The sequence below is a fragment of the Acidobacteriaceae bacterium genome, from assembly GCA_028283655.1.
Taxonomy (GTDB): Bacteria; Acidobacteriota; Terriglobia; order Terriglobales; family Acidobacteriaceae; genus Granulicella.
In genome coordinates, this window is record JAPWKE010000003.1 from 1066367 (window position 1) to 1088720 (window position 22354).

Below are 22354 nucleotides of genomic sequence, written 5' to 3' on the forward strand. Positions count from 1 at the left end.
GTAGGCCGTTCTTACTCACAGGATACTTGTTACATCTGGTTTTATTGTGGTGTAAACGCCAGCGCGGCAGGCAGATTGATGGCGGACTGCTGCATCGAGACCGATGGTGTCGCCGTCGCTTGCAGCGCGTTGACGATCTGCGTCGCGGTCCAGTTTGGGTGCGCGGCCTTTACCAATGCTGCGGCCCCTGCCACCAGCGGAGCGGAAGCACTCGTTCCCATCGCCTGCACGTACTGCGCATGGCCAAGGTTGAAACAGCCGAAGCTTTTTCCAACAGAGGGCAGACCGTCCTGCGTATTCGTCACACCCGTCGAGCATGCCCCGCGAATCCACCCGCTGACGGCGTTGTCGGGGCCCTCCGGGTACGATCCGCCGGGAGCGGCGATCGCATTCAACGTCGCCCCGTAGTTGGAGTAATACGGCCTTGTTACCGGCCCCTTCACGCAAATTGCAGTGGGGCTCAGATCTTCTACGCAGGCAGGGTTCGTGCTCGCAACTACGGCAAGCACTCCACGCGCCTGTGCCGGAAGCTCGATATAGCGGCCTCCTGAAAGGTCGAGCCCATCGTTGCCTGCTGCGGCGACGATCACCACGCCAGCTTGCTGTGCGGCGTAGGTTACACGGTCAAAGCTCGCCTTCCATCCAGCACCGTCTCCGGTGGTCAGGTCGACGATCGTCCCCAGAGAAAGCGAGATGACGTCCGCACGTTGCGCCAGTGCGTCGTTGATGCCTGCCAGTACCCAGCTCAGCAGGCCTCCAGTTTGTCCTGCCTCGCACTGCGCCGTAGCCGTGCTTCCTGCTGCTGCGGGCATACGCTCCAGCACCTTGATGTTGAGCAACGTCGCCTGCGGGGCGACGCCTACGGTTTCACCTCCGCCCAACGCACCAGCCGCGAGGGATGCCGCCCATGTGCCGTGGCCGGTTTGATCCTGCGGGGAGCCGTCATCGCAGGCGCTCGGGAGCGCCGTTTTGTCGACTTCTGTCATGTTGAGGGCAAGGTTAGAAACGAGGTCCGGGTGGTTGGCATCGACGCCGCTGTCGAGAATGGCAATGCGCATGCCTGCGCCCTTCGTGGTGTTCCACGGACCTACAGGGTTTCCTCCCGGAACGTTGTCGCCGTATCCACCGGCAGCCTGCACGGCCCATCCTGCGGGTGAGTTGTAGGTAGCGTCGGTCACTGGTGCGGGCATCCATGCCAGTTGATGTGGCGGGTTTGCGCTAATCACCTTCACTGGCAGCGAGGTTACGTCCTGGGTGGAGTGCGGAGTTGCCTTCGCCGCGCTCACGGTCATCGCGTGGCCTGTCACGATGCGGTCGTGAACAACGGCAAGAACCTCCGGTTGCAGGCTAAGGCGGAAGACTGCCCATGGCTCGTTCGCTTCGTCGACCGTGAAAACGCTGGCACCCAGACGTCCGAGATGCCTGTGCGTGCGTGCTCCAGCCTCTGCAAGAGCGATGTCGGCAATTGCAGGAACCTGCGGAGCGCGATACAGCACTACGAGACGAGAGACCTGTTGTGACAACGCTGTGGTCGTAAAGATAGTGGAGAGAAACAAGACACGGCAGAAGGAACTCAGCATGAAAGACACCTTGGGCGAGAGGTCGCGAACAATGCCTGTATCGACCTCAGCAGCTACGTCGCCGTTGTTCCGTGTGTCTTTTGAACAGCCTTCAAGTTTCCACCGGCGCGGCCGAGCGGGATGTCTGTGGGGCGGGTAAAATTGTGAACGGAGCAGGAGGATGAAGTTTTGGCGCAGAAGACATCGACGGGTAGCAAGAAGCGCGCGGCAGGCGAATCCTCCTACAGTGGACTATCGAAAGAAGAGCTGATTCGTTTCTACCGGCTGATGTACACCTCTCGCCGCGTAGATGATCGCGAGATTCTTCTAAAGCGTCAGCAGAAGATCTTCTTCCAGATCTCGTGCGCCGGGCATGAAGCGCTTCTCGTTGCGGCTGGTATGGCGATGAAGCCGGGTTATGACTGGTTCTTCCCCTACTACCGTGATCGTGCCATCTGCCTCGCACTTGGCAACACCCCCGAAGAGCAGTTGCTGCAGGCTGTTGGCGCAGCCAGCGACCCTGCCAGCGGCGGTCGTCAGATGCCCTCGCACTGGACGTCCAAGCGGCTGAACATCGTTTCGCCAAGCTCTTCAACGGCAACGCAGTGCCTGCACGCCATCGGCTGCGCAGAAGCAGGGCGTTTCTTTACGCATCATCCCGACGCGGTGCCAAAGCATGATGGCGACTACCGCGAGTTCAAAGATGTCACCTTCCACGGCGACGAGGTGACCTACGTCTCGATCGGCGAGGGCTCTACCTCGCAGGGGGAGTTCTGGGAGTCGTTGAATACGGCGTCAAACGGAAAGCTGCCTGTTGTCTACGTTGTTGAAGACAATGGCTACGCCATCTCCACGCCGGTAGAGGCGAATACCCCGGGCGGCAACATCTCGAAGCTCATCGCCAACTTTCCGAACTTTCACTTCGCGGAAGTCGACGGCACGGACGCTATTGCGAGCTACCAGGCGATGGTGGAAGCTGTGGCCTACTGCCGCGCGGGCAAGGGCCCGGCGCTGGTCCACGGGCATGTCATCCGCCCCTACTCGCACTCGCTTTCGGACGACGAGCGGAACTACCGTTCTGCTGAAGAGCTTGAAGCCGATGCTCTGCGTGATCCCATTGCGAAGATGCAGGTGTGGCTGATTCGCGAAGGCGTTCTTGATGCAGACGCGATCAAGCAGCTGGAGAAGGAAGTCGATTTGGAGGTGCAGCAAGCCGCAGACGCTGCACTCGCCGCGCTGCCTGCGCAGCCGGAGTCGATCTTCGTCCACCAGTACTCGGAAGACCTGAAGCCCAACGATCCGCGTTATGCCACGACGCCACAGTTTGACGGCGACGATCGCACGATGGCCGACCTGATCAACGCGACACTGCGTGACGAAATGGCTCGCGATGAGCGCATTGTCATCTTCGGCGAAGACGTTGCCGACGCTACGCGTGATGAACCTCTTCGCGCTGGAAAGCTAAAGGGTAAGGGCGGCGTCTTCAAGCTGACCTCTGGGCTGCAGAAAGAGTTTGGCAACGACCGCGTTTGGAACTCTCCGCTTGCGGAAGCCAACATCACGGGTCGCGCTATCGGCATGGCTGTGCGTGGCATGAAGCCCGTTGTCGAGATTCAGTTCTTCGATTACATCTGGCCTGCCGTCCACCAGATGCGCAACGAACTGAGCGTGATGCGCTGGCGCTCGAACGGGCAGTTCACCTCGCCGCTTGTTATGCGTGTTCCCATCGGTGGCTACCTCACCGGCGGCTCGATCTATCATTCGCAGTCGGGCGAGAGCATCTTCACGCACACCCCGGGCATTCGCATCGTTATGCCCTCGAACGCTCTGGATGCTGCCGGTCTGTTGCGCACAGCGATCCGTTGCGATGACCCCGTGCTCTTCCTTGAGCACAAGCGTTTGTACCGCGAGGCCTTTGGCCGCGCGCCGTATCCGGGCCCTGAGTATGCAATTCCGTTTGGCAAGGCCAAGATCGTTCGCCCTGGCAAGGACCTCACCGTGATCACCTACGGCGCTGTCGTTCCGCGAGCGTTGCAAGCCGCACAGCGCATCGAGCGCGAGAAGGGGATTGACGTTGAAGTCATCGATCTTCGCTCGCTCAGCCCGTATGACTGGGAAGCCATTGCAGAGAGCGTAAAGAAGACGAACAAGGTGCTCGTCGCGCACGAAGACATGTTGAGCTGGGGCTATGGTGCCGAGATCGCAGCACGCATCGGCGACGAGCTCTTCCATGATCTTGATGCACCGGTTCGCCGCGTCGCTGGTTTGGATACGTTCGTTGCCTACCAGCCGCTGCTGGAAGACGTCATTCTGCCGCAGCCGGAGAAGATCTTCCAGGCTATGGTCGCCCTCGCTGCGTTCTAGCTGCCCAGAGAGCAGGGACTATGTACGTCATCACGCTGATTTATCGGCAACCACTGGACGTCGTCGACAGGTTCCGTGCCGAGCACCATCAGTTTCTGGATGCTTTGTACTCTGACGGAACGCTGTTGGCTTCCGGCCCTCAGGTGCCGCGTACCGGTGGCGTGTTGATCGCGAACGGCAGTATCGACCGGGACGTTCTTATGAAGACTCTTGAGCGTGACCCGTTCTGGCGCGAGCAGCTCGCTGAATACAGCGTCGTCAGCTTTCAGGCTACGAAGAAGTGCAAGCAGCTCGAAGGCTTCGAATAGATTTCTTCTCGAATAGGTAGAAAGCAGAACGGCCACTGAGTTCTCAGTGGCCGTTCTGCTTTGATTGCTGCTGAAGACGCTGCTATGCGGAGTAGATTTCGGTGTCGAGCACACGCGCATACGCTGCGGTCGTCAGGAAGTCCTGGAACTTCGGTGCCTTGATGAACTCGCGCATCAGAAACGCTGCATGGGTGTAGGCCTCGAAGCGTGCGGGCGGATAGGCGTCCTTCGCTCGCTCGAGCTCTGCATCGATGTGTCGATCGCAAAGTTCAGCGGTTACGGGGCGTCCGTCTTCAAGCGTTGCATGATGATGAACCCACTGCCAGAGCTGCGCCCGCGAGATCTCGGCTGTCGCCGCATCTTCCATCAGGTTGAAGAGAGGGACACAGCCAATGCCGCGAAGCCATGCCTCGAGATAGCCAAGCCCAACAGCAACGTTCTGCTTGAGCCCTGCCTCTGAGATCGTTCCTTCCGGCACTTCCACTAGCTCTGCTGCCGTCACATGGAAGTCAGGCAGTTGCTTGGTGATCTGGTTCGGTGTCGGCATAATGCGGTCGAAGACTTCCAGCGCTACGGCTACGAGCGCGGGATGCGCTACCCATGTGCCGTCGTGCCCGTTGGTGGCTTCGCGCTCCTTGTCCGCGCGCACGCCGGCAATGGCTTTTTCGTTCGCTTCGGGATCATTCTTGATCGGAATCAGAGCACTCATGCCGCCCATCGCGTGAACGTTGCGGCGATGGCAGGTCTTGATGCAGAGCTTGGAGTACTTGCTCATGAACGGCACGGCCATCGTGACCTGCGAGCGGTCCGGTAGCAGCATGGTTTCGTCTGCGGCAAGCTTTTTGATGAAAGAGAAGATGTAGTCCCAGCGGCCGCAATTCAAGCCGGCCGAGTGCTCGCGCAACTCATACAGAAACTCATCCATCTCGAACGTCGCAAGAATCGTTTCAATCAGGCAGGTTGCCTTGATCGAGCCTTGCGGCACACCGTGCATCTCCTGCGCACGCACGAAGATCGAGTTCCACAACCGCGCCTCGAGATGCGACTCCATCTTTGGCAGGTAGTAGTACGGTCCTGTTCCGCGCGAAAGTGCTTCCTTCGCGTTATGGAAGAAGTACAGGGCAAAGTCGAAGATTGACGCACTCATGTACTCGCCGTCTACGAGTACATGACGCTCTTCCATGTGCCATCCGCGCGCCCGGACGAAGAGAACAGCGGTCTTCTCCTTTAGCGCGTAATCTTTGCCGGTGTTCGGGTCTTTGTAGGTGATCGTACGGCGAACTGCGTCGAAGAGGTTGAGCTGTCCGTCGAGCAGGTTCTCCCAAGTCGGCGTGCTCGAATCCTCAAAGTCTGCCATGAAGACCTTCGAGCCAGAGTTCAACGCGTTGATGATCATCTTGCGATCAACGGGCCCGGTAATTTCTACACGACGGTCCTGAATGTCGGCAGGGATGGGAGCAACCGTCCACTCGCTGTTACGAACGTTCGCTGTCTCGGGCAGAAAGGCGAGCTTCTCTCCGGCATCAAGGCGAGCCTGACGCTCCACTCGCTTCGCGAGCAGCTCTTTACGGGTCGGGTTGAACTCGCGGTGCAGGGCAACTGCAAACGCAAGCGCCTCTGGGGACAGAATCTTTTCGTACTTCTCGGCAGTCGTGGCGTGAACTTCAACGCCTGTCGGCAAACTCATCGTCGTGTCCTTTCGGTCTGAGGGCTAAGCGAAACGGAGTTCGACTTTTCCTGCGTGGGCAAAGCTGGCTTCGACAACCGACCCTGCTGCTGCAGGCGTGTTGCCCGTCCATGAGCCCGTCGTAATCCACTGGCCTTTGCGCAGTCCGCCTGTGCGGTACGCACCTTCGTTTGCCAGCCACGGAAGCAGCTTCACCAGATCGCCCGAGGTGTTCGAGCCCGTACGCTCCACGCGAACAACACCATCGACCGTCAGCACAACGTCTTCTGCATTCCAGTCAATGGACTGCCAGTTCTCAACAGCCGGGCCATATACAAAGCCGCCATGCATCTGCAAGTCGGCAAAGGCTGCAAGCCGAGTCGCTTGCGTTGGGTCGGCGAACGCTGCTTCGAGCACTTCAATTGCCGGATGGCACGAGGCCATGGCAGCCATAACTTCTTCGCGTGTGTAAGGCGTCTCGCGCGGCGGAAGGTCCTGGCCAACGAGGAAGGCAATCTCTGCCTCCAGCCCGCGATACCGCCAGCGTTCGCCATCGAGAATCGATCCACCAGCCGAAATCCACGCAGCAGGCATCGGCCCAAACAACGGCGTTGCTTCTGCGTTCGGAGCGCCGATCTTCCAGCCGCCCACCATGCCAAACGCCTCGGCGATGCGATCCTGCACGGCATACGCTTCTTCCATGGACTCAGGCACCATATCCGCAGGCAGATCGGTAATCACACGTCCGCTGCGGCGTGCATCAAGAAGAATATCGGTGGTTTGAAGAAGAACAGCCTCGCGGGTTCCGGTCATTGGGGTGAATCCTTTCAGGCTATTAGTGTGCCTCACTTTGCCTCGCTCCGTCGAACTCCCAGCAGCTCTTCGATCGTCCTACCCTGAATCGACGCATCCAGAACTTCGACGGTATGAAAGGCAGGCACTTCGCCATGCCCCTGACGACGCAGGGACGCTGCCAGCTGTAGCAGGCAACCCGGATTCGCGCTCACCAACGCCTGCGCCTCGGTCGCCAGCACGTTGGCTGCTTTACGGTCGCCAAGCTCTTCAGCCGTTTCCGGGTAGAGCAGGTTGTACACGCCCGCTGATCCACAGCAGAGATTCGCTTCCGCAATCTCCCTCAACTCGACGCCGGGTATGCGGCCGAGCAATGATCGAGGAGCCGCATGGATGCCTTGCGCATGACGTAGATGACAGGCATCGTGATAGGCAATCGTCATCGTCAACGGATGAAAAACGGGACCATCGTCTACGCCAGTCAGCAACTCTGTAATGTCTCGGCACTTCGCGGAAAATGACTGCGCCCGCGCCGCCCACTCCACATCGTCGCGCAGCAGATGGCCGTACTCCTTCATCGTTGATCCGCAACCTGCGGCGTTCAACACCACGTACTCTGCGCCCGTCCGTTCGAACGCCGCAATCGCTCGCCTGGCATAGACCATGGCCTGTGCTTCAAGTCCGCTATGCACCAGCAGAGCTCCACAGCAGCCAGCATCTTGGGGAGCAGCCACCTCATAGCCGTATGCCGTCAGCACCCGCGCCGTCGCCTGGTTCACCGGGTCAAAGAACGCATCCTGCACGCAACCCGCGAGGATCGCCACGCGTCCCCGTGCTGTTGCCTGCGCGGTATGGTGCTTCGCAAGAGAGTGAAACGGGTTCAGCGGAACCTTTGGTAGCAGAGCATCCATGGCTGCAAGTCGCCGAGGAAGAAGCTGCAACAAACCCGAGGAACGCACAAGCTTCTGCAGACCACTCCGCTGGTACACCGCGAGTGGAACGCCCAGCAGGCGAAGCCGTTTGGGGTGAGGGAAGGTCGCAAACAGCATCCGACGAAACGCCCGGTCCGCCAGCGTTCGCGGCACGTTGCGCTCCACCTGAGCACGTGTGTCTTCGATCAGCTTGTTGTACTCCACGCCCGAAGGACATGCGGTTACGCAGCTCATGCAGCCGAGGCAGTGGTCGATATGCTGCTGGAACGTCGTATCCAGCGGGGCTTCGCCCACGCTTGCCTTGCGCATCATCCAGATGCGTCCACGCGGCGAGTCCATCTCATTGCCCCAAAGCGTGTACGTCGGGCAGGCTGGAAGGCAAAAGCCACAGTGGACGCACGTATCCATTACGTGTTTTTCGGGAGCATGGTGAGCGTCGAATGCAGACGGCTTCACCCCTGCGCCAATGCTGACAAGGCTTTGTGGAGCCACGCCCGTACTTTCGTTCGCCGCCATTTAGAGGCCTCCGACGAACTTGCCGGTGTTCAGCGTCGCGGCAGGGTCAAACTCTTCTTTCACAGCACGCATCATGTCGATTGCTTGTGGCGGAATTCCCCAGGCGTCGATCAACGAAGGCAGCCATCCACGCTGCAGCACCACCACGTTGCCTCCGCTCGAACGCAGTCGGGCACGCAAATCCTCAACGGTAGCGACGACTGTTTCTGGCGGAGCTTCACATGAAACGGTTACCACGCCAACAGGATCGACCACCGCACGGAAGTGATGATCCGGCTGCTGCGAAAGCTGCGCAAAGCCTGCCAGCAGCGGTGCGAGCTTCGCAGGCAGCGCGGTAATCTTCAGCACGGTGGCTTCGGCGTTTGCCTTCAACACTTCATCCCGCACCTGCCATACGCCCGCATCTGCCGTCGTCAACACTAACGCTCCAGCCAGTTCTTCCAGCCGGATCGCATGTTCGTTTACGACGGAAGCATCCGACGCCAACTCCACATCCAGTGCGAACGCTGTGCTCTCGTTCCGCATCTGCAGACGCTCAATCGCGAGTGATGCCGCAAGCGCCCGCTTCATAAACTCTGCCAGCTCCAACGCATCCGTCGACCGTGCCGTAAAGCTCTTCGCGACGGCAGGTATGGGATGCAGGCGAAAGGTCATCTCTGTCACGATGCCCAGCGTTCCAAACGATCCCAGGAAGAGCTTCGGCAGATCGTACCCCGCGACGTTCTTCACGACCTTGCCGCCAGAGCGTGCAATAGTTCCATCGGCCAGCACCACGGTCACGCCCAGCACCAGGTCTCGCAGCGAGCCATAGCGCAGCCGCAGCAATCCACTGTCGTTCGTCGCCAGCACTCCACCAACAGTTGCAGCCTCTGCGGCGAACGCATCGAGCGCCACACGCTGCCCATGTTGCGCAAGGCTCTCCTGCATCGCTGCCCACGTCGTTCCCGCTCCAACTGTCGCCGTCAGGTCCTGCCACACGTGCTCACGCACACCCGCCAACTCACGCGTGCTCAGCATCAGGTCCGCCGCGACATCGTTGCCCCAGCCGCTTTTTGTTCCGGCGCCAGCAGGAGTCACCACCAGTTTCTCGCGCGAAGCAATCTTCATCACTACGGCTACATGTTCGGTAGACACCGGAGCGAGCACACGCATCGCATCGGTCGTCTCCAATGACGCACCGGCAGCTTCTTCAAGTTCGTGGAGCAGAGCAGGAGAGAGTTCACGCATATTAAAAGATCTCCGCGACACCGGCCGTTACCAGCGGATGCTCGCGATACGGTCCGTTATGTTGTTCACCGCACAAACGCGGCGTGGGGAAAAGTTTGTCAGGGTTCGCAAGGTTCTGCGGATCGAACGCGCGTCGTACTCGTTGCATGACGGCCAGGTCCGGCAGGGCGTACATGTAGCTCATCTCGCACTGCTTCTCGCGGCCCACGCCATGCTCGCCGGTGATCGACCCGCCCGCATCGACGCACAGCCGCAGCAGTTGATAGGAGACCTCGAGAGCACGAGCTTCTTCACCTGCAATCGACCCATCGTAAAGGACCATCGGATGCAGATTGCCATCCCCTGCATGGAAGACGTTCGCAATTCGCAGGCCTGTTTCACGGCTCAACTCCTCGAACTGCGCCAGCACGCGTGGCAACGCGGTACGGGGAATCACGCCGTCCTGCACGATGTAGTTCGGCGACACTCGCCCCATCGCAGCAAACGCAGCCTTGCGCCCCTTCCACACCACGGCCCGTTCAGCATCACTCTGCGCCAGCCGTTGTTCCGTGGCTCCATTGCGTTCTGCCAGCTCGCGAACCGTCTTCATCTGCGCTAGCACCTCGCTCGTCGGCCCGTCCAACTCCACTAGCAACAGCGCCTCACACTCCGGATAACCGGCATGAACAGCCGCCTCGCTGGCGATGATGGCTGTACGGTCCATAATTTCCATCGCCGACGCCAGCGTGCCGCTCGCAATGACATCGCTCACCGTCTGCGCCGCGGCTCCAATAGCATCGAACGCGGCGAGCAGCGTCTGAACTGTCTCCGGGCGGCGTACGATCCGCAGGACCACCTTGGTTACAACGCCCAGCGTGCCTTCACTGCCCACAAACACGCCCAGCAGATCGTACCCAGGAGTCTCGGCCACGCCGTGCTCGCTTCCAAGCCATGTCAGCGTGCCGTCCGACAGCACGACCTCGCAGCCCACCACATGCGTCGTCGTAAAGCCATACTTCAGGCAGTGCGCTCCACCAGCGTTCTCCGCAATGTTCCCACCCAGCGTGCATACCGTTTGCGACGAAGGATCGGGTGCAAAGAAGTAGCCCTGTGAACGAACGCGTTCTGTCACCTGCGCATTCGTCACGCCTGGCTCTGCCACTACACGCTCGTTGTCGAAGTCCACCGCAAGAATGCGGTTCATGCGGGCAAGCCCGATTACCACGCAACCTTCAAGCGGCAGCGCGCCTCCGCTCAGCCCCGTGCCCGCTCCACGCGCCACAAACGGAATTTTGTGCTGATGGCAAAGCCGGACGACAGCCTGTACCTCGGCTGAGGTTCGCGGCAACACAACTGCTCCCGGCACCGCTCGGAAGTTTGTCAGGCCATCGCACTCATAGGTTTGTAGCTCTGCCTTGTTCAGAATCAGCCCTGAACCAAGCACACGCGAAAGCTCCGCAAGCATGACCGGCGGAATCTCTACGGGATCGCTTGCGGAACTTTGCATGATGACCTGCTCTTACTCGCCCAGCATGATGCGTTGTACGCGGTACGCGCGGCCGGTGGCGCCGTCGCACTCAATCAGGGTCGCGCACATTTTGGGGTTGCCCTTCGCGGCTTCAAACTTGCCCGGCATTCCGGTCAGGAAACGCTTCAGCACAAGCTCCGTCTCCACACCAATGACCGAGTCATAAGGTCCGCTCATGCCTACGTCCGTCTGGAACGCGGTGCCACCCGGCAACACGCGTTCATCCGCCGTCGGAATATGCGTATGTGTCCCCAGCACCGCGGTCACGCGGCCGTCGAGGTACCAACCCATCGCTACCTTTTCGCTCGTCGCTTCTGCATGGAAGTCCAACAGAATGACCTTCGCCGTAAGCTGCGACAGAATCTCGTCCGCTTTGCGGAACGGGTCATCGCAGGAGCTCATAAAGACACGCCCCTGCATGTTGAAAACTGCGAACTCCTGCCCGTTTGGCAACGCACCCTGGTAGACGCCATAGCCTGGCGCCTTGTCGTTATAGTTCGCAGGCCGAATAATGCGGCGATTGCGGTCGTGCGAGTCCTCCGGGACCGACATGTACTCAAAGATTTCCTTTTTGTCCCAGATGTGGTTTCCGGTCGTGATGACGTGCGCGCCAAGGTCGTACAGCTCTTCTGCGATCGACGGCGTAATGCCGAAACCACCGGCAGCGTTCTCGCCGTTGATGATCAGCAGATCGACAGCATTGGTCTCAACGACATGGGGTAGATGTTCGCGAACGATGTGACGCCCGGCCGAACCGAAAACATCACCGACAAAGAGAATATTCACGCGTCTGAGTGTACTAGCGGCGCGTGTGGGAGGACTATCCTAATACCCATGATCGAGATGCAGTACAACTTCCCGCTGCTTCCGGGAATGGCCGCACAATGGCGGGAACGTCTCCGCCACGCCGTCGACCAGCTCGAAGACGAAAACTTTGAAGAGCTCCGTCCCAGCTTTCGCACGGACATGTCGGCCGTCATTGCTACTGGCGCAAAGTGGATGGGGATGCCTGCCGAACGCACCTACCTGATCGAAGGCGTGCACCACGGCACCCTCATCGCCATGCTGGCCGCGGGTCTCGCCGGCCAAACCATCGCGGTGGACGAACTCGCTTACACCGGTGCTCTCGACCAGGCCCGCGCGCTTGGCTCACCGCTCGTCGCCTGCCGTGTGGACGAAGAAGCCATGACCCCCGAAAGCCTGCAGGCCGTCTGCGCGGCCGCAGCCAAAACGGAGAAGCCCGTCCGCGGCGTCTACCTCACGCCAAACGTGCACAATCCGCTCGGCACAACCGCCTCGCTGGCCCGTCGTGAGGCGCTCGTTGCCGTCGCTCGTGACTTCGACCTCTGCATCCTTGAAGACAACGCCTACGGCTTCATGGACCCAGCTGCCCCCGCAGCCATCGCCACACTCGCGCCAGAGCGCACCTTCTTCGTCGACGGCCTCAGCAAGTGCTACGCCCCGGCCACCCGCACCGGCTTCATCACCGTGCCGGAACGCTGGAAACACGCCATGCACGGCGCCATCAAAAACACCGCTACCGGCGGCTCCATCGTCCATGCTCGCGCCTCTGCTTCGCTTATCGAAGATGGAACTCTTGCTGCCACGATCGCCGCAAAAAATGCAGAAGGCGCAACCCGCAACGCCGCTGCGCGAGCACTCCTCGGCGACCGATGCCACCCCGGCGTAAAAGCCGCCTGGCACCTCTGGGTGCGGCTGCCTGACGGCATCTCTCCCCAGAGCTTCGAAGCCCGGATGCGCGAGCGAGGCATCCTCCTCACCGGCGGAAACTGGTTCGCCGTGGCAGCAGGCGCCCCCAACGGCTTCCGCATCGCCCTCGGCGGCGAACCCCAGCGCGAGCGGATGATGCAGGGAATTGAGACCATCGCGAAAGAACTAAAGATCCTCTAAACCCAACCCGCAAAGACGACGAAGGCCGCCAACCCGCCACGACTCTCGTGGCGAAACCTGGCGGCCTTAGCGTTTTCTTTTTGCAGCTTTCGGTAGAACCAGCGAGCTTACTCTGCCGACTCTCCATGAGCTTCGCTCTCATCCTTCGCCTGCCCGCCCTGGTGGCGCATCAGAGGGAAGAGGATGACATCACGAATCGAACGCGACCCGGTCAGCAGCATGGTCAGGCGGTCGATGCCGATGCCTTCGCCAGCCGTGGGCGGGAGGCCGTAACCGAGGGCGCGGACGTAGTCGGCGTCCATCTCCATGGCTTCGTCGTCGCCGCGAGCCTTTTCGTTCACCTGTGCCTCGAAGCGTTGCTCCTGATCGGCCGCGTCGTTGAGCTCGGAGAAGGCGTTGCCGACTTCAAAACCGCCGATGTAGAACTCGAAACGCTCGGTCCATTCGGGGTCGGCGGGGTTGATCTTCGAGAGGGGCGAGACGGCGAGGGGGAAGTCGTAGATGATGTGCGGCTGGATGAGATGTTCTTCTGCGAGCAGTTCAAAAAGCTCTGAGATCGATTTACCCAACGACCCAGTACGTAACAGCCCGGCATTCAAAAGCATGAATTGTCCCCAGACCACCGAGACGTGCTTCCATTTGGTCTCATCCGAGCTTGAGTCCTCGACTTGTGGCTGCAACTCGTTGATGACGGATTGGAGGAGTTCTGTGTACGCCGAGAGATCTGTAAAATCTGCCGGACTAGGCTTTACTACAAGAGATGACGGCCACCACTTCACGATCGCTTCGCGCATCGACAGCTTCGTCCACTTACTCAAATCAATCTCATTGCCATTGAAGTGAGTAACCGTCGTTGCATTCACTTCCATCGCCACAAACTTGATGAGCTCTTCCGTCAGGTCCATCAGGTCGTGAAAGTTGGCGTAGGCCTGATAGAACTCAAGCATCGTGAACTCGGGGTTGTGGCGCGTGGAGACGCCTTCGTTGCGGAAGTTGCGGTTGATCTCGTAGACGCGATCGAAGCCGCCGACCACGAGGCGCTTGAGGAAGAGTTCGGGCGCGATGCGGAGGTAGAGCGGCATGTCCAGCGCGTTGTGATGCGTGGTGAACGGGCGGGCCGTTGCGCCTCCGGCGACGGAGTGGAGCATCGGGGTTTCGACCTCGATGTACTCGCGGTCGTCGAAGAACTTGCGGATGGCGCGGAGCACGGCGGCGCGTTTGACGAAGACTTCGCGGACGTTGCGGTACTCTTCGATGGGTTGCTCCACGGGGACAGGAGAGTCCGGGGCTGAAGCCCCTTCTTTCGCCTGGCTGGATAGAGGGCTAAAGCCCGCTTCTCCCTCCGTTTTTTGCGGCTCGGGCTTCGTCGAGTTCATGATGAGGTCGACGTACCGCTGGCGGTAGCGCAGTTCGACGTCTTCGAGGCCGTGGTACTTGTCGGGCAGGGTCAGCGTGGCCTTCGACAGGAAGACGATCGGCTGCTGGCCGTCGATCGGCGCAGCCTTCAGCGTCAGTTCGCCGGTGCGGGTCCGCATCAGGTGGCCGCGAACGCCGATATGGTCGCCAAGGTGGAGGTTCTTGTAGAGCTCGAAGGCGTCTTCGCCGACGTCGTCCTTGCGGACGTAAAGCTGAATGCGCTCGCCGCCCTGCTGAAGCTGCGCAAAGCCGGCTTTGCCCTGCGCACGGATGGCCATAAGGCGTCCGGCGATGGCAAAGGGAGGCGGCGTGGCTTCAAGCTCTTCGCCGCTGACATTGGCGAACTCGGCACGAATCTTCGGCACCGTGGTGCCTTCGGGGGAGAAGCGGAAGCTGTTCGGGTAGGTGGCTTCGCCCGCATTCAGGCCGAACTTGCCGGTGCCCAGCTCTTCAATCTTCTTCAGGCTGGCAAGACGGTCGTCGTAAAGCTTCTTCTCGTATTCGGTTTCAAACTGGGGCACTTCGTAGGCTCGCTTTGCTTGGAAATCTCAGAGTTCAGTATAGTTTGGCCTTGGAGCTACTGAGAGCCATGACAGACAACGACCCACAGAAAAAGAGCGGAGCACTCAGCGACCTGGTAAAAGCCGAGTCCATGATTCAGCTTGCGCTGGTACTGCCCATCGGTTGCGTACTCGGCTGGCTGCTCGGTTCCGCGCTGGACAAGCACTTCCACACGGAGTGGATCGGCGTCGTCGGCATCGTGCTCGGCGCCATCGGCGGCTTCATCCAGATCTTCCGCATGGCACAGCGGTATATGAAGCGGGGCAGCTAGTGAGCAGTACGTTCGACCTTTCCAATTTCACCGACGCTGAAGCGTCGGCCATCATCGTCCGCGCCTTGCGCTGGGTGGCTCTGCTGGCCGTCATCACCGCGCCCATCGTCGCCTGGAAGCTCGGCTGGCAGAGTGCTTTACTCCTGGTCGCGGGTGCGGCTATCTCCGCCGCAGGCCTCTGGAAGTGGCTCCGGCTGATGACCGCCGTCATCGCCCGCATGGACACTTCGAGCGATACTCGCACGCCCCGGCCTCTAGGCAGAGTCCTCCTCGGTTTCTTCCTCACCCTCGGGCTGATGCTTGTGGTGCTCTATGGTAGTCTTAAGCTCTTGGATGGTTCTGTTTACGCGCTCTTTGCTGGGCTCGGAATGGGGATCGTAGCCCTGACAATCGAAGCGATTCGTACAGTCAAGGCATGGACGGTCTAGCCGTAAACCTGCGCCTCCACACAAAATAGCTATGCCGACACAACTTCTGCTCACTCGATTTCTGAATCATTTGTTCGCCGCTCCGGTGGACAAGCTCCTGGCCGCCGTGCACGTCACGCCGAAGTACGCCAGTGCGCCCATCACGAACTCGTTCGCGATGGAGCTGCTTGTCTTCGCCGCATTGCTGGTGTACTTCGTCATCGTCCGTGTCTCCATGAACGTTGAAAAGCCTAACGGTGTGCAGCATCTCGCCGAAATGAGCCAGGAGTTTGTGGCTGATCAGGCTTCGCAGATCATCGGCCACGGCTACGAACGCTTCGTCGGTTTCCTCACGACGATCGCGTTGTTCATCCTGCTGGCGAACCTCATGGGTCTCGTCCCGGGGCTCGAATCGCCGACCGCTGACGTCGTCGTGCCGCTTGGTCTGGCTCTCGTCACGTTTGTGTACTACCACTACCATGGCATCCGCGTGAACGGCTTTGCGTACATCAAGCAGTTCCTCGGCCCCGTGTGGGCGATCTCCTGGCTGATGCTGCCGATCGAAATCATCTCGCACTTCGCGCGTATTCTTTCGCTTACGGTTCGTCTTTACGCCAACATGTTCGCCGGCGACCTGCTGACCCTGGCGTTCTTCTCGCTGGTTCCAGTCGGTATCCCACTCGTTTTCATGGGACTCCACCTCGGCGTGGCCATCGTTCAGGCGTACGTATTCATGCTGCTCGCGGCGATCTACCTGTCGCTCGCCGTCTCGCACGACCACTAAGATTCAGCCGGGACTGGCAACGGTCCCGGCGCACAAGAATTCTGCAGTTTGGGCGCTCCCTGGCTGCAGAAGGTTTCCGCCGCAAGCGTGAGGGGACCAGTACGGTGAGTCTCAACCACCCACTGGCGGCGAGATCTATGGGAGCACGGAGTACGTTCATGAAGACTCTTCAGTACATCTTCACGGCGCTCGCAGCCATGCTGCTCGCCACCCCGGCTTTCGCTCAGGAAGCTGCCGCCACCAACCAGTGGGTTCCTCTCGCTGCTGGTCTCTCGATGGCCCTCGCTGCTGGTCTCTGCGGTCTTGCGCAGGGTAAGGCAACCGCTTCGGCTTCGGAAGCGCTCGCCCGCAACCCGGGTGCTCGCCCTGGCATCTTCATCTTCCTGATTCTCGGTCTGGCTTTCATCGAGTCACTGGCTCTCTTCACCTTCGTTATCATCTTCCTGAAGGTCAAGTAAGCCCGTCAGGTTCGGTCTGCCGAATCAATCGAGCTAAGAAAAGCCCCCGCTTCGGCGGGGGCTTTCTCTTGTTAGATGAGCATGTCGCGGGTCTTAGAGCGTGGGCATGGACCATTTGCTATCGACTTTCGAGGACACCTGAGCATAGCTAAAGGGTGTTTGTCGCCTCTCCTCCCCCGAGGGGACATCGCGGGGCGTCGCTTCAACTTCCACGAGCCTCGCCCTCTTCTCACCGCTGCTCTGAGCCTCATGCATTTAGGTACCCATCCGATGACATCGTAGTAGCCCCAATCAGAACAGAACGCTGTCAAGCCCTTGTCACGCCGAACTATCTGATTCCATGACGAATATAGTTTGCGCGAAATTACCACTCAATTCGCTATTCTGAATAGAGAGCTCTTGAATGCCTAACTAGCTAGATTGTCCGACGCACACAGGTGCTCCAACAACCCATGCAGCATCAGCATGTGGGTTGGCAACCAACCAGGCAATAGGGTGAGGGGCAAAGGAAACGGCCCGGCGGATCGCCGGGCCGTTCTTGTTCCTAAGGCTAAAGAGCTTAGCGAACCGCCGAAACCGGAGTCTCCGCCACCGGCCCAGGAGCTGCGTCAGGCGTCAACACCGGACCAACCACCAGTGTCGGTGTTGAACGCTGCAACAGATTGAGCACGCGTCCCGGAACGATACCGAGAGCGAGCGTTCCAAGAGCGCAGGCCGCAACAGCCACGACAGCAATTGGCGAGACCTTCGCTGCGGGTTCGGCTCCCGTCTGTCCGACCGGACGTGAGAAGAGAGCGATGAGCAAGCGCAGGTAGTAGAAGCAGGCTATACCCGAGTTTGCGAGACCAACAATTGCCAACCAGGTCATCCCCGAGTGTACGGCCGTCGAGAAAACGTAGAACTTGCCGAAGAAGCCGCCCGTGAATGGGATGCCGATCATCGAGATCAGAAAGAAGCCAAGTAGCGATGCCAGTACCGGCCGCTTGAGTCCCATGCCCGTGAAATCGTCGATCGTGCGTGCCTTTTCTTCGTAGCCGCCGAGTTGCGTGATTACCAGCAATGCGCCAACGTTCATCGCTGCATAAGCCGCGGTGTAGAAGCAGGCGGTTGAAACCGCTTCCTGATGAATTCCGACGAAGCCGACCAGCAGGTAACCTGCATGGGCGATCGAGGAGTACGCCAGAAGCCGCTTCACGTCCTTCTGCATCAGTGCACCGAAGTTGCCGATACACATCGAAGCCACTGCGAAGACGAGGATAATCAGCAGCCACTCACCGCGAAGCTCCGGAGCGCCATTGAAGAGCACGCGCAGCAGAACAGCGAAAACCGCAGCCTTCGGAGCCGTTGACATCAACGCAACCACTGGAGCAGGAGCGCCCTGGTAGACATCGGGTGTCCACACATGGAATGGCGCCGCCGAGACCTTGAAGCCGAAGCCGATCATCATCATCGCGATAGAGAGAACCGCCAGCGTCGGAGTCATCGACGAATGAAGTGTGAGCGCCAGCACTGCGAGTGACGTCGAGCCGGTAGCGCCAAACGCGAGCGCGATACCGTACAGCGTGAAGGCGGTCGCGAACGAACCAAGCAGGAAGTACTTCAGAGCCGATTCAGAAGCCGTGGCCTGTCCCTTGCGGAAGCCTGCGAGGATGTACGTTGCGATCGAGGAGATCTCCAGACCGATGAAGACGAGCAGCAGCTCGACCGAGCAGGTCATCAGCATCATGCCCGTTGCGCCGAAGCAGACCAGCGCGAAGTACTCGCCAGCGTGCGTGACCGGGCCGTCGAAGTAGTCGAGTGACGCCAGGACAACAGCGATTACGATGGCCGCGATAAGCAGGTGGAAGAAGACTGAGAAGTTATCGACCTGAACCGTTCCATAGAAGGCGGAGAGGAGACCTGCACCGTTGGAGTCGACCACGCGGTGCTGCAGGATCGCCGAACCACCGGCCAGGGCCGTTCCCAAAGCGGTGAGCCAGCCGAGGGCTTTACGCGAAGTGCCCACAGGGATCATCGGTTCAGCCATCATCACGATGACACCGGTGATGGTCAGGATGACTTCAGGCAGAATTGCAAGGAGGTTGGTGGACATTTAGCGGGCCTCCCCGGACGAAGCTGGAACCACCGCTTCAGTAGAAGCAGGCACGTAGCTTTCGGATTCGATGTGCTGGATGGAGCCAGGAGCGAGCTGTGCTGGCTGACTGGCTGTTGCCGTGGCGTAGCTGTCGATGGACTTCATCCAGTACGGTGACGCAAGACCCATTACCAGGAAGAGAATCGCAAGCGGCCACAGTTCGATGTGCTCGCGGATGGTCAGGTCGAAGCCCTGAACCTCTGCCGAGCGCACACCCAGCTTGCCGTAGAAGACCTTCTGGATGAGCGTGAGCATGTACGCTGCGCTGAAGACGACGCCTGTCGTTCCAAGCACGGACCACACTGCGTGGTGTGCGGCGAAGGACTGCATCGCACCTGCAAGGATCAGGAACTCGCCAACGAAACCGTTCATCATCGGCAGGCCAACCGCAGCAAGAGCCGTGATCATAAACATCGTGACCATCCACGGGTGCTTGGTCGCCAGCCCACCGTAGTCGCGCATGTCATAGGTGCCGTAGCGTTCATAGAGAAGACCTAGCAGGATAAAGAGCGCCGCGCCAATGAGCGACTCGTTCAACAGCTGGAAGACCGCGCCGTTGACACCCATTGCGGTGAAGCTGAATGCACCGAGCACGATGAAGCTGGCATGCGAAAGTGTCGAGAACGCTGCAAGCTTCTTCAGGTCGTTCTGAACCAGCGCCAGCAACGCGCCGTAGACGATGCCGATTGCGCCAAGCGCCATTAGGAGCGGGGCAATCGCATGTGACTGGTCAGGGAAGATGCCAAAGGAGAAGCGCAGGATCGAGTAGAGTCCCAGCTTTCCGGCAAGCACCATCACTGCGCCGGTGGGAGCTTCCTGAACTGCGTCAGAGAGCCAGCCGTTCAGCGGGAAGATTGGCACCTTGACACCAAACGCCAGCAGGAACGCCAGCGAGCACCACCACAGGGCCTTCGCACTGGGGCTGATCGCGTGCTTCGCAGCCAGAGCTACCAGTACCGGGAAGTCGAACGTGCCGGTATGCGAGTAGAGCCAAAGCATGGCAACAAGCAGCAGAGCTGAGGGAATGAAGGCGTAGATGAAGAACTTCATGCCCGCTTTGCGTCGGTTCTCGGTGCGACCGAAGACGGCGATCATCAGCGCCATCGGGACGAGCGAGAGCTCCCAGAAGCCGTAATAGAGGAAGAGGTCAAGCGAAACGAAAATGCCAAGCATCGCTACCTGCTGCAGCAGGAAGAGCGTGTAGAAAAGCTTGGTGCGGCTCTTGATGCTGTTCCAGGAAGCTAGGACGCCGAGCGGAGCCAACAGCCCAGCCAACACGACCAGCCACATGGAGAGGCCATCGACGCCGAGATGGTAGCGGATGGCCGGCGAGGCGATCCACTCCGTATTTTGCTCGAACTGGAAGCCCGACACACCGTAGTGAAAGTGGGAGGGGAGGTGCAGCGTGAAGAGGAACGTAAGCAGCGTCACAACGAGAGCGGCCGCCGCATGCAGCTTGCTGCCTTCACGTTCTGGCAGCAGCGCGAGAAGAATCGCGCCGGCCAGCGGCGTAAAGACAATCAGCGAAAGGATGGTGTGATCGAAGTTCATCAGCGGACCGGCACCTGCGTAAAGATGGCAATGAGAAGGATGACGGCAGCGCCAAAGGCGAGCCAGCCAGCGTAAGAGCGGATGTTACCGGACTGCATCCGGCGCGTGATCGAGCTGAGGCCGCGTGTAATGCCTGCGCCAGCAGCCGGAACACCCTGGACAACACCCGATTCAACTACTCCGCCGAGGACGAAGCGCGAGAACATCTGCAGAGGAGCAACGAGGACCGTGCCGTAGATCTCATCGACCCAGTACTTGTGATCGATCAGGTTGTAAACGGGCTTCATCTTTGCGGCAAGGGCTGCACCGGTACCGGGCTTGCGGTAGTACATGACGTAAGCCACGAAGAAGCCGAGCAGTGCGGTCAGCACCGAGATAGCTGCAAGACCAAGTTCAACAGAGTGGTTCGCGACCTCGGGAGCCGCTTCAGCCGCGCTCGAGAAAACAGGAGCGAGGAAGTGCGAGAACTCAGCGTGACCGTGAAGAGCTTCAGGAACACCCACCCAGCCACCGATGAGTGAAAGCAGAGCCAACACCATCAAGGGTATCGTCATGACCAGCGGAGACTCATGCACGTGAATGCCGTGTCCTGCATGTGAGTCATGATGCCCATGATGTGCTTCGGTAGCTTCTTCAAAGCGAGGAGCGCCGAAGAAGGTCTTGAACCAGAGGCGGAACATGTAGAAGCTGGTAAGACCGGCTGTTATGAGCCCGATGAACCAGGTCACCTTGCCGACCGTCGTACCAGCCGCAAAGGCGGAGTAGAGGATTTCGTCCTTCGAGAAGAAGCCCGCGAAGGGTGGAAGACCTGCGATGGCGAGAACGCCGAAGGTCATCGTCCAGAAGGTGATCGGAATTTTCTTCCAGAGGCCGCCCATCTTGCGCATGTCCTGCTCGCCGCCCATAGCGTGGATCACAGAGCCAGCGGAGAGGAAGAGGAGCGCCTTGAAGAAAGCATGCGTCATCAGGTGGAAGATACCCGCAGAGTACGCGCCTACGCCGAGAGCGAGCACCATGTAGCCAAGCTGCGAAACGGTCGAGTAGGCCAGGACGCGCTTGATGTCATGCTGCACCATACCGATCGTGGCTGCCATCAAAGCGGTGGCTGCGCCGATGATCGCGATGGTCGTCATGACCGCAGGCGTCAGAGCAAAAAGGACGTGGCAGCGGGCGATCATGTAGATGCCTGCTGTAACCATCGTTGCCGCGTGGATGAGGGCCGAGACAGGTGTCGGACCTTCCATCGCGTCCGGAAGCCAGACGTACAGCGGAATTTGCGCAGACTTGCCGGTTGCTCCGAGCAGCAGCATGAAGCCGATCGTCGTGAGCACGCAGGTGCTGACCTCCGTGTGCGAGGAGAGCTGACGGAAGACGCTGTCGAAGTTCAGCGTTCCGAAGTGCGCGATGATCAGGAACATCGCGATCAGGAAGCCGAAGTCACCGATACGGTTGACGACGAAAGCCTTCTTGCCGGCGTTGGCAGCAGAATCCTTGGTGAAGTAGAAGCCGATCAGCAGGTAGGACGCGAGGCCCACACCCTCCCAGCCGACGAAGAGCAGCAGGAAGTTTGCGCTGAGCACCAGAACCAGCATGAAGAACATGAAAAGGTTCAAGTAGGCGAAGAAGCGCCAGAAGCCGTCCTCATGCGCCATGTAGCCAGCAGAGTAAAGGTGGATCAGGAAGCCCACGCCGGTGATGATCGCCAGCATGATCATCGTCAGGTGGTCGACCGTGAAGGCGAAGTTGACCTGGAAGCCGGAGACGGCGATCCAAGGCTTGCTGATGACGCTAAGCGTGAGCGGCGCACCAGCAGACTTCATGTAGATCCAGATGTTCGCAACGATGGCTGCGGGCGCGGCTGTAAAGAGCAGCGCGATCGCCGTAACGGCAGCGCGGGGCAGCTTGCGACCGAGCGTTCCGTTGAGCAGGAAGCCCACGAACGGCAAAAGCGGAATGTACCAGAGCAGATTCGGATTCATCGGTATCGGTG

The 22354-nt window shown here is 59.7% G+C and carries 18 protein-coding genes; 7 read left to right on the forward strand and 11 right to left on the reverse strand.

The annotated features are described in order from the left end of the window. Nucleotides 1-41: 41 nt before the first annotated feature. On the reverse strand, nucleotides 42-1580 hold the full coding sequence (locus PW792_07325) for a S8 family serine peptidase (GenBank protein MDE1161743.1): 1539 nt from the start codon (nucleotides 1578-1580) through the stop codon (nucleotides 42-44). A 168-nt stretch (nucleotides 1581-1748) separates the two neighbouring features. Here PW792_07325 and PW792_07330 point away from each other — a divergent pair, with 168 nt between their 5' ends. Both PW792_07330 and PW792_07335 read left to right on the forward strand, forming a co-directional pair. Further along, a complete protein-coding gene (locus PW792_07330) occupies nucleotides 1749-3923 on the forward strand; it encodes a dehydrogenase E1 component subunit alpha/beta (GenBank protein ID MDE1161744.1) in 2175 nt (724 codons plus the stop codon). A 20-nt stretch (nucleotides 3924-3943) separates the two neighbouring features. Then, nucleotides 3944-4231: a YciI family protein gene (locus tag PW792_07335; GenBank protein ID MDE1161745.1), complete on the forward strand. Its 288-nt coding sequence runs from the start codon at nucleotides 3944-3946 to the stop codon at nucleotides 4229-4231. 82 nt (nucleotides 4232-4313) lie between these two features. Here PW792_07335 and aceB read toward each other — a convergent pair whose 3' ends face one another. The 6 genes from aceB to PW792_07365 are packed head-to-tail and all read right to left on the reverse strand — an operon-like array spanning nucleotide 4314 to nucleotide 11657. After that, the gene (gene aceB / locus PW792_07340) at nucleotides 4314-5918 is read right to left on the reverse strand and encodes a malate synthase A (GenBank protein MDE1161746.1); all 1605 of its coding nucleotides are present in this window, start codon (nucleotides 5916-5918) and stop codon (nucleotides 4314-4316) included. Between the two features lie 24 nt (nucleotides 5919-5942). Beyond that, the gene (locus PW792_07345; protein ID MDE1161747.1) at nucleotides 5943-6710 is read right to left on the reverse strand and encodes a fumarylacetoacetate hydrolase family protein; all 768 of its coding nucleotides are present in this window, start codon (nucleotides 6708-6710) and stop codon (nucleotides 5943-5945) included. A gap of 32 nt (nucleotides 6711-6742) precedes the next feature. Next, nucleotides 6743-8137, reverse strand: a complete 1395-nt coding sequence (locus PW792_07350; protein MDE1161748.1) for a heterodisulfide reductase-related iron-sulfur binding cluster — start codon at nucleotides 8135-8137, stop codon at nucleotides 6743-6745. Then, entirely contained in the window at nucleotides 8138-9364 is a 1227-nt protein-coding gene (locus PW792_07355) for an FAD-binding oxidoreductase (GenBank protein ID MDE1161749.1), read from the reverse strand. It abuts the gene before it with no gap. Between the two features lies 1 nt (nucleotide 9365). Then, a complete protein-coding gene (locus tag PW792_07360; GenBank protein ID MDE1161750.1) occupies nucleotides 9366-10850 on the reverse strand; it encodes an FAD-linked oxidase C-terminal domain-containing protein in 1485 nt (494 codons plus the stop codon). A 12-nt stretch (nucleotides 10851-10862) separates the two neighbouring features. Then, entirely contained in the window at nucleotides 10863-11657 is a 795-nt protein-coding gene (locus PW792_07365; GenBank protein MDE1161751.1) for a TIGR00282 family metallophosphoesterase, read from the reverse strand. 48 nt (nucleotides 11658-11705) lie between these two features. Between PW792_07365 and PW792_07370 the strand changes: the two genes are divergently transcribed. Next, entirely contained in the window at nucleotides 11706-12782 is a 1077-nt protein-coding gene (locus tag PW792_07370) for a PLP-dependent aminotransferase family protein (protein ID MDE1161752.1), read from the forward strand. A gap of 107 nt (nucleotides 12783-12889) precedes the next feature. On the opposite strand, the gene PW792_07375 is transcribed toward PW792_07370, so the two are convergent. Then, entirely contained in the window at nucleotides 12890-14719 is a 1830-nt protein-coding gene (locus PW792_07375; GenBank protein ID MDE1161753.1) for a lysine--tRNA ligase, read from the reverse strand. Nucleotides 14720-14787: 68 nt separating this feature from the next. On the opposite strand from PW792_07375, the gene PW792_07380 reads away from it, so the two are divergent. From PW792_07380 to PW792_07395, 4 genes are all read left to right on the forward strand, one after another. Continuing rightward, nucleotides 14788-15030 (forward strand): AtpZ/AtpI family protein, encoded by a 243-nt coding sequence (locus tag PW792_07380; protein MDE1161754.1) that lies wholly within the window; start codon nucleotides 14788-14790, stop codon nucleotides 15028-15030. Next, complete coding sequence (locus PW792_07385; GenBank protein MDE1161755.1) at nucleotides 15030-15458, forward strand: hypothetical protein; 429 nt, start codon at nucleotides 15030-15032, stop codon at nucleotides 15456-15458. Before PW792_07380 ends, PW792_07385 begins: the two co-directional genes overlap by 1 nt. Before the next feature lie 31 nt (nucleotides 15459-15489). After that, a complete protein-coding gene (gene atpB / locus PW792_07390; GenBank protein ID MDE1161756.1) occupies nucleotides 15490-16221 on the forward strand; it encodes a F0F1 ATP synthase subunit A in 732 nt (243 codons plus the stop codon). Between the two features lie 158 nt (nucleotides 16222-16379). Further along, nucleotides 16380-16679 carry an ATP synthase F0 subunit C gene (locus tag PW792_07395; protein MDE1161757.1) on the forward strand — a complete coding sequence of 100 codons (300 nt, stop codon included), beginning with the start codon at nucleotides 16380-16382 and terminating at the stop codon, nucleotides 16677-16679. A gap of 559 nt (nucleotides 16680-17238) precedes the next feature. Here PW792_07395 and PW792_07400 read toward each other — a convergent pair. From PW792_07400 to nuoL, 3 genes are read right to left on the reverse strand one after another with little or no spacing between them, the layout of a single operon-like run. Then, nucleotides 17239-18771, reverse strand: a complete 1533-nt coding sequence (locus tag PW792_07400) for an NADH-quinone oxidoreductase subunit N (GenBank protein ID MDE1161758.1) — start codon at nucleotides 18769-18771, stop codon at nucleotides 17239-17241. Continuing rightward, nucleotides 18772-20364, reverse strand: a complete 1593-nt coding sequence (locus PW792_07405; protein MDE1161759.1) for an NADH-quinone oxidoreductase subunit M — start codon at nucleotides 20362-20364, stop codon at nucleotides 18772-18774. Next, nucleotides 20364-22343, reverse strand: coding sequence for an NADH-quinone oxidoreductase subunit L (nuoL, locus tag PW792_07410; GenBank protein MDE1161760.1), 1980 nt, complete (start codon nucleotides 22341-22343; stop codon nucleotides 20364-20366). Before nuoL ends, PW792_07405 begins: the two co-directional genes overlap by 1 nt. Nucleotides 22344-22354: the final 11 nt, after the last annotated feature.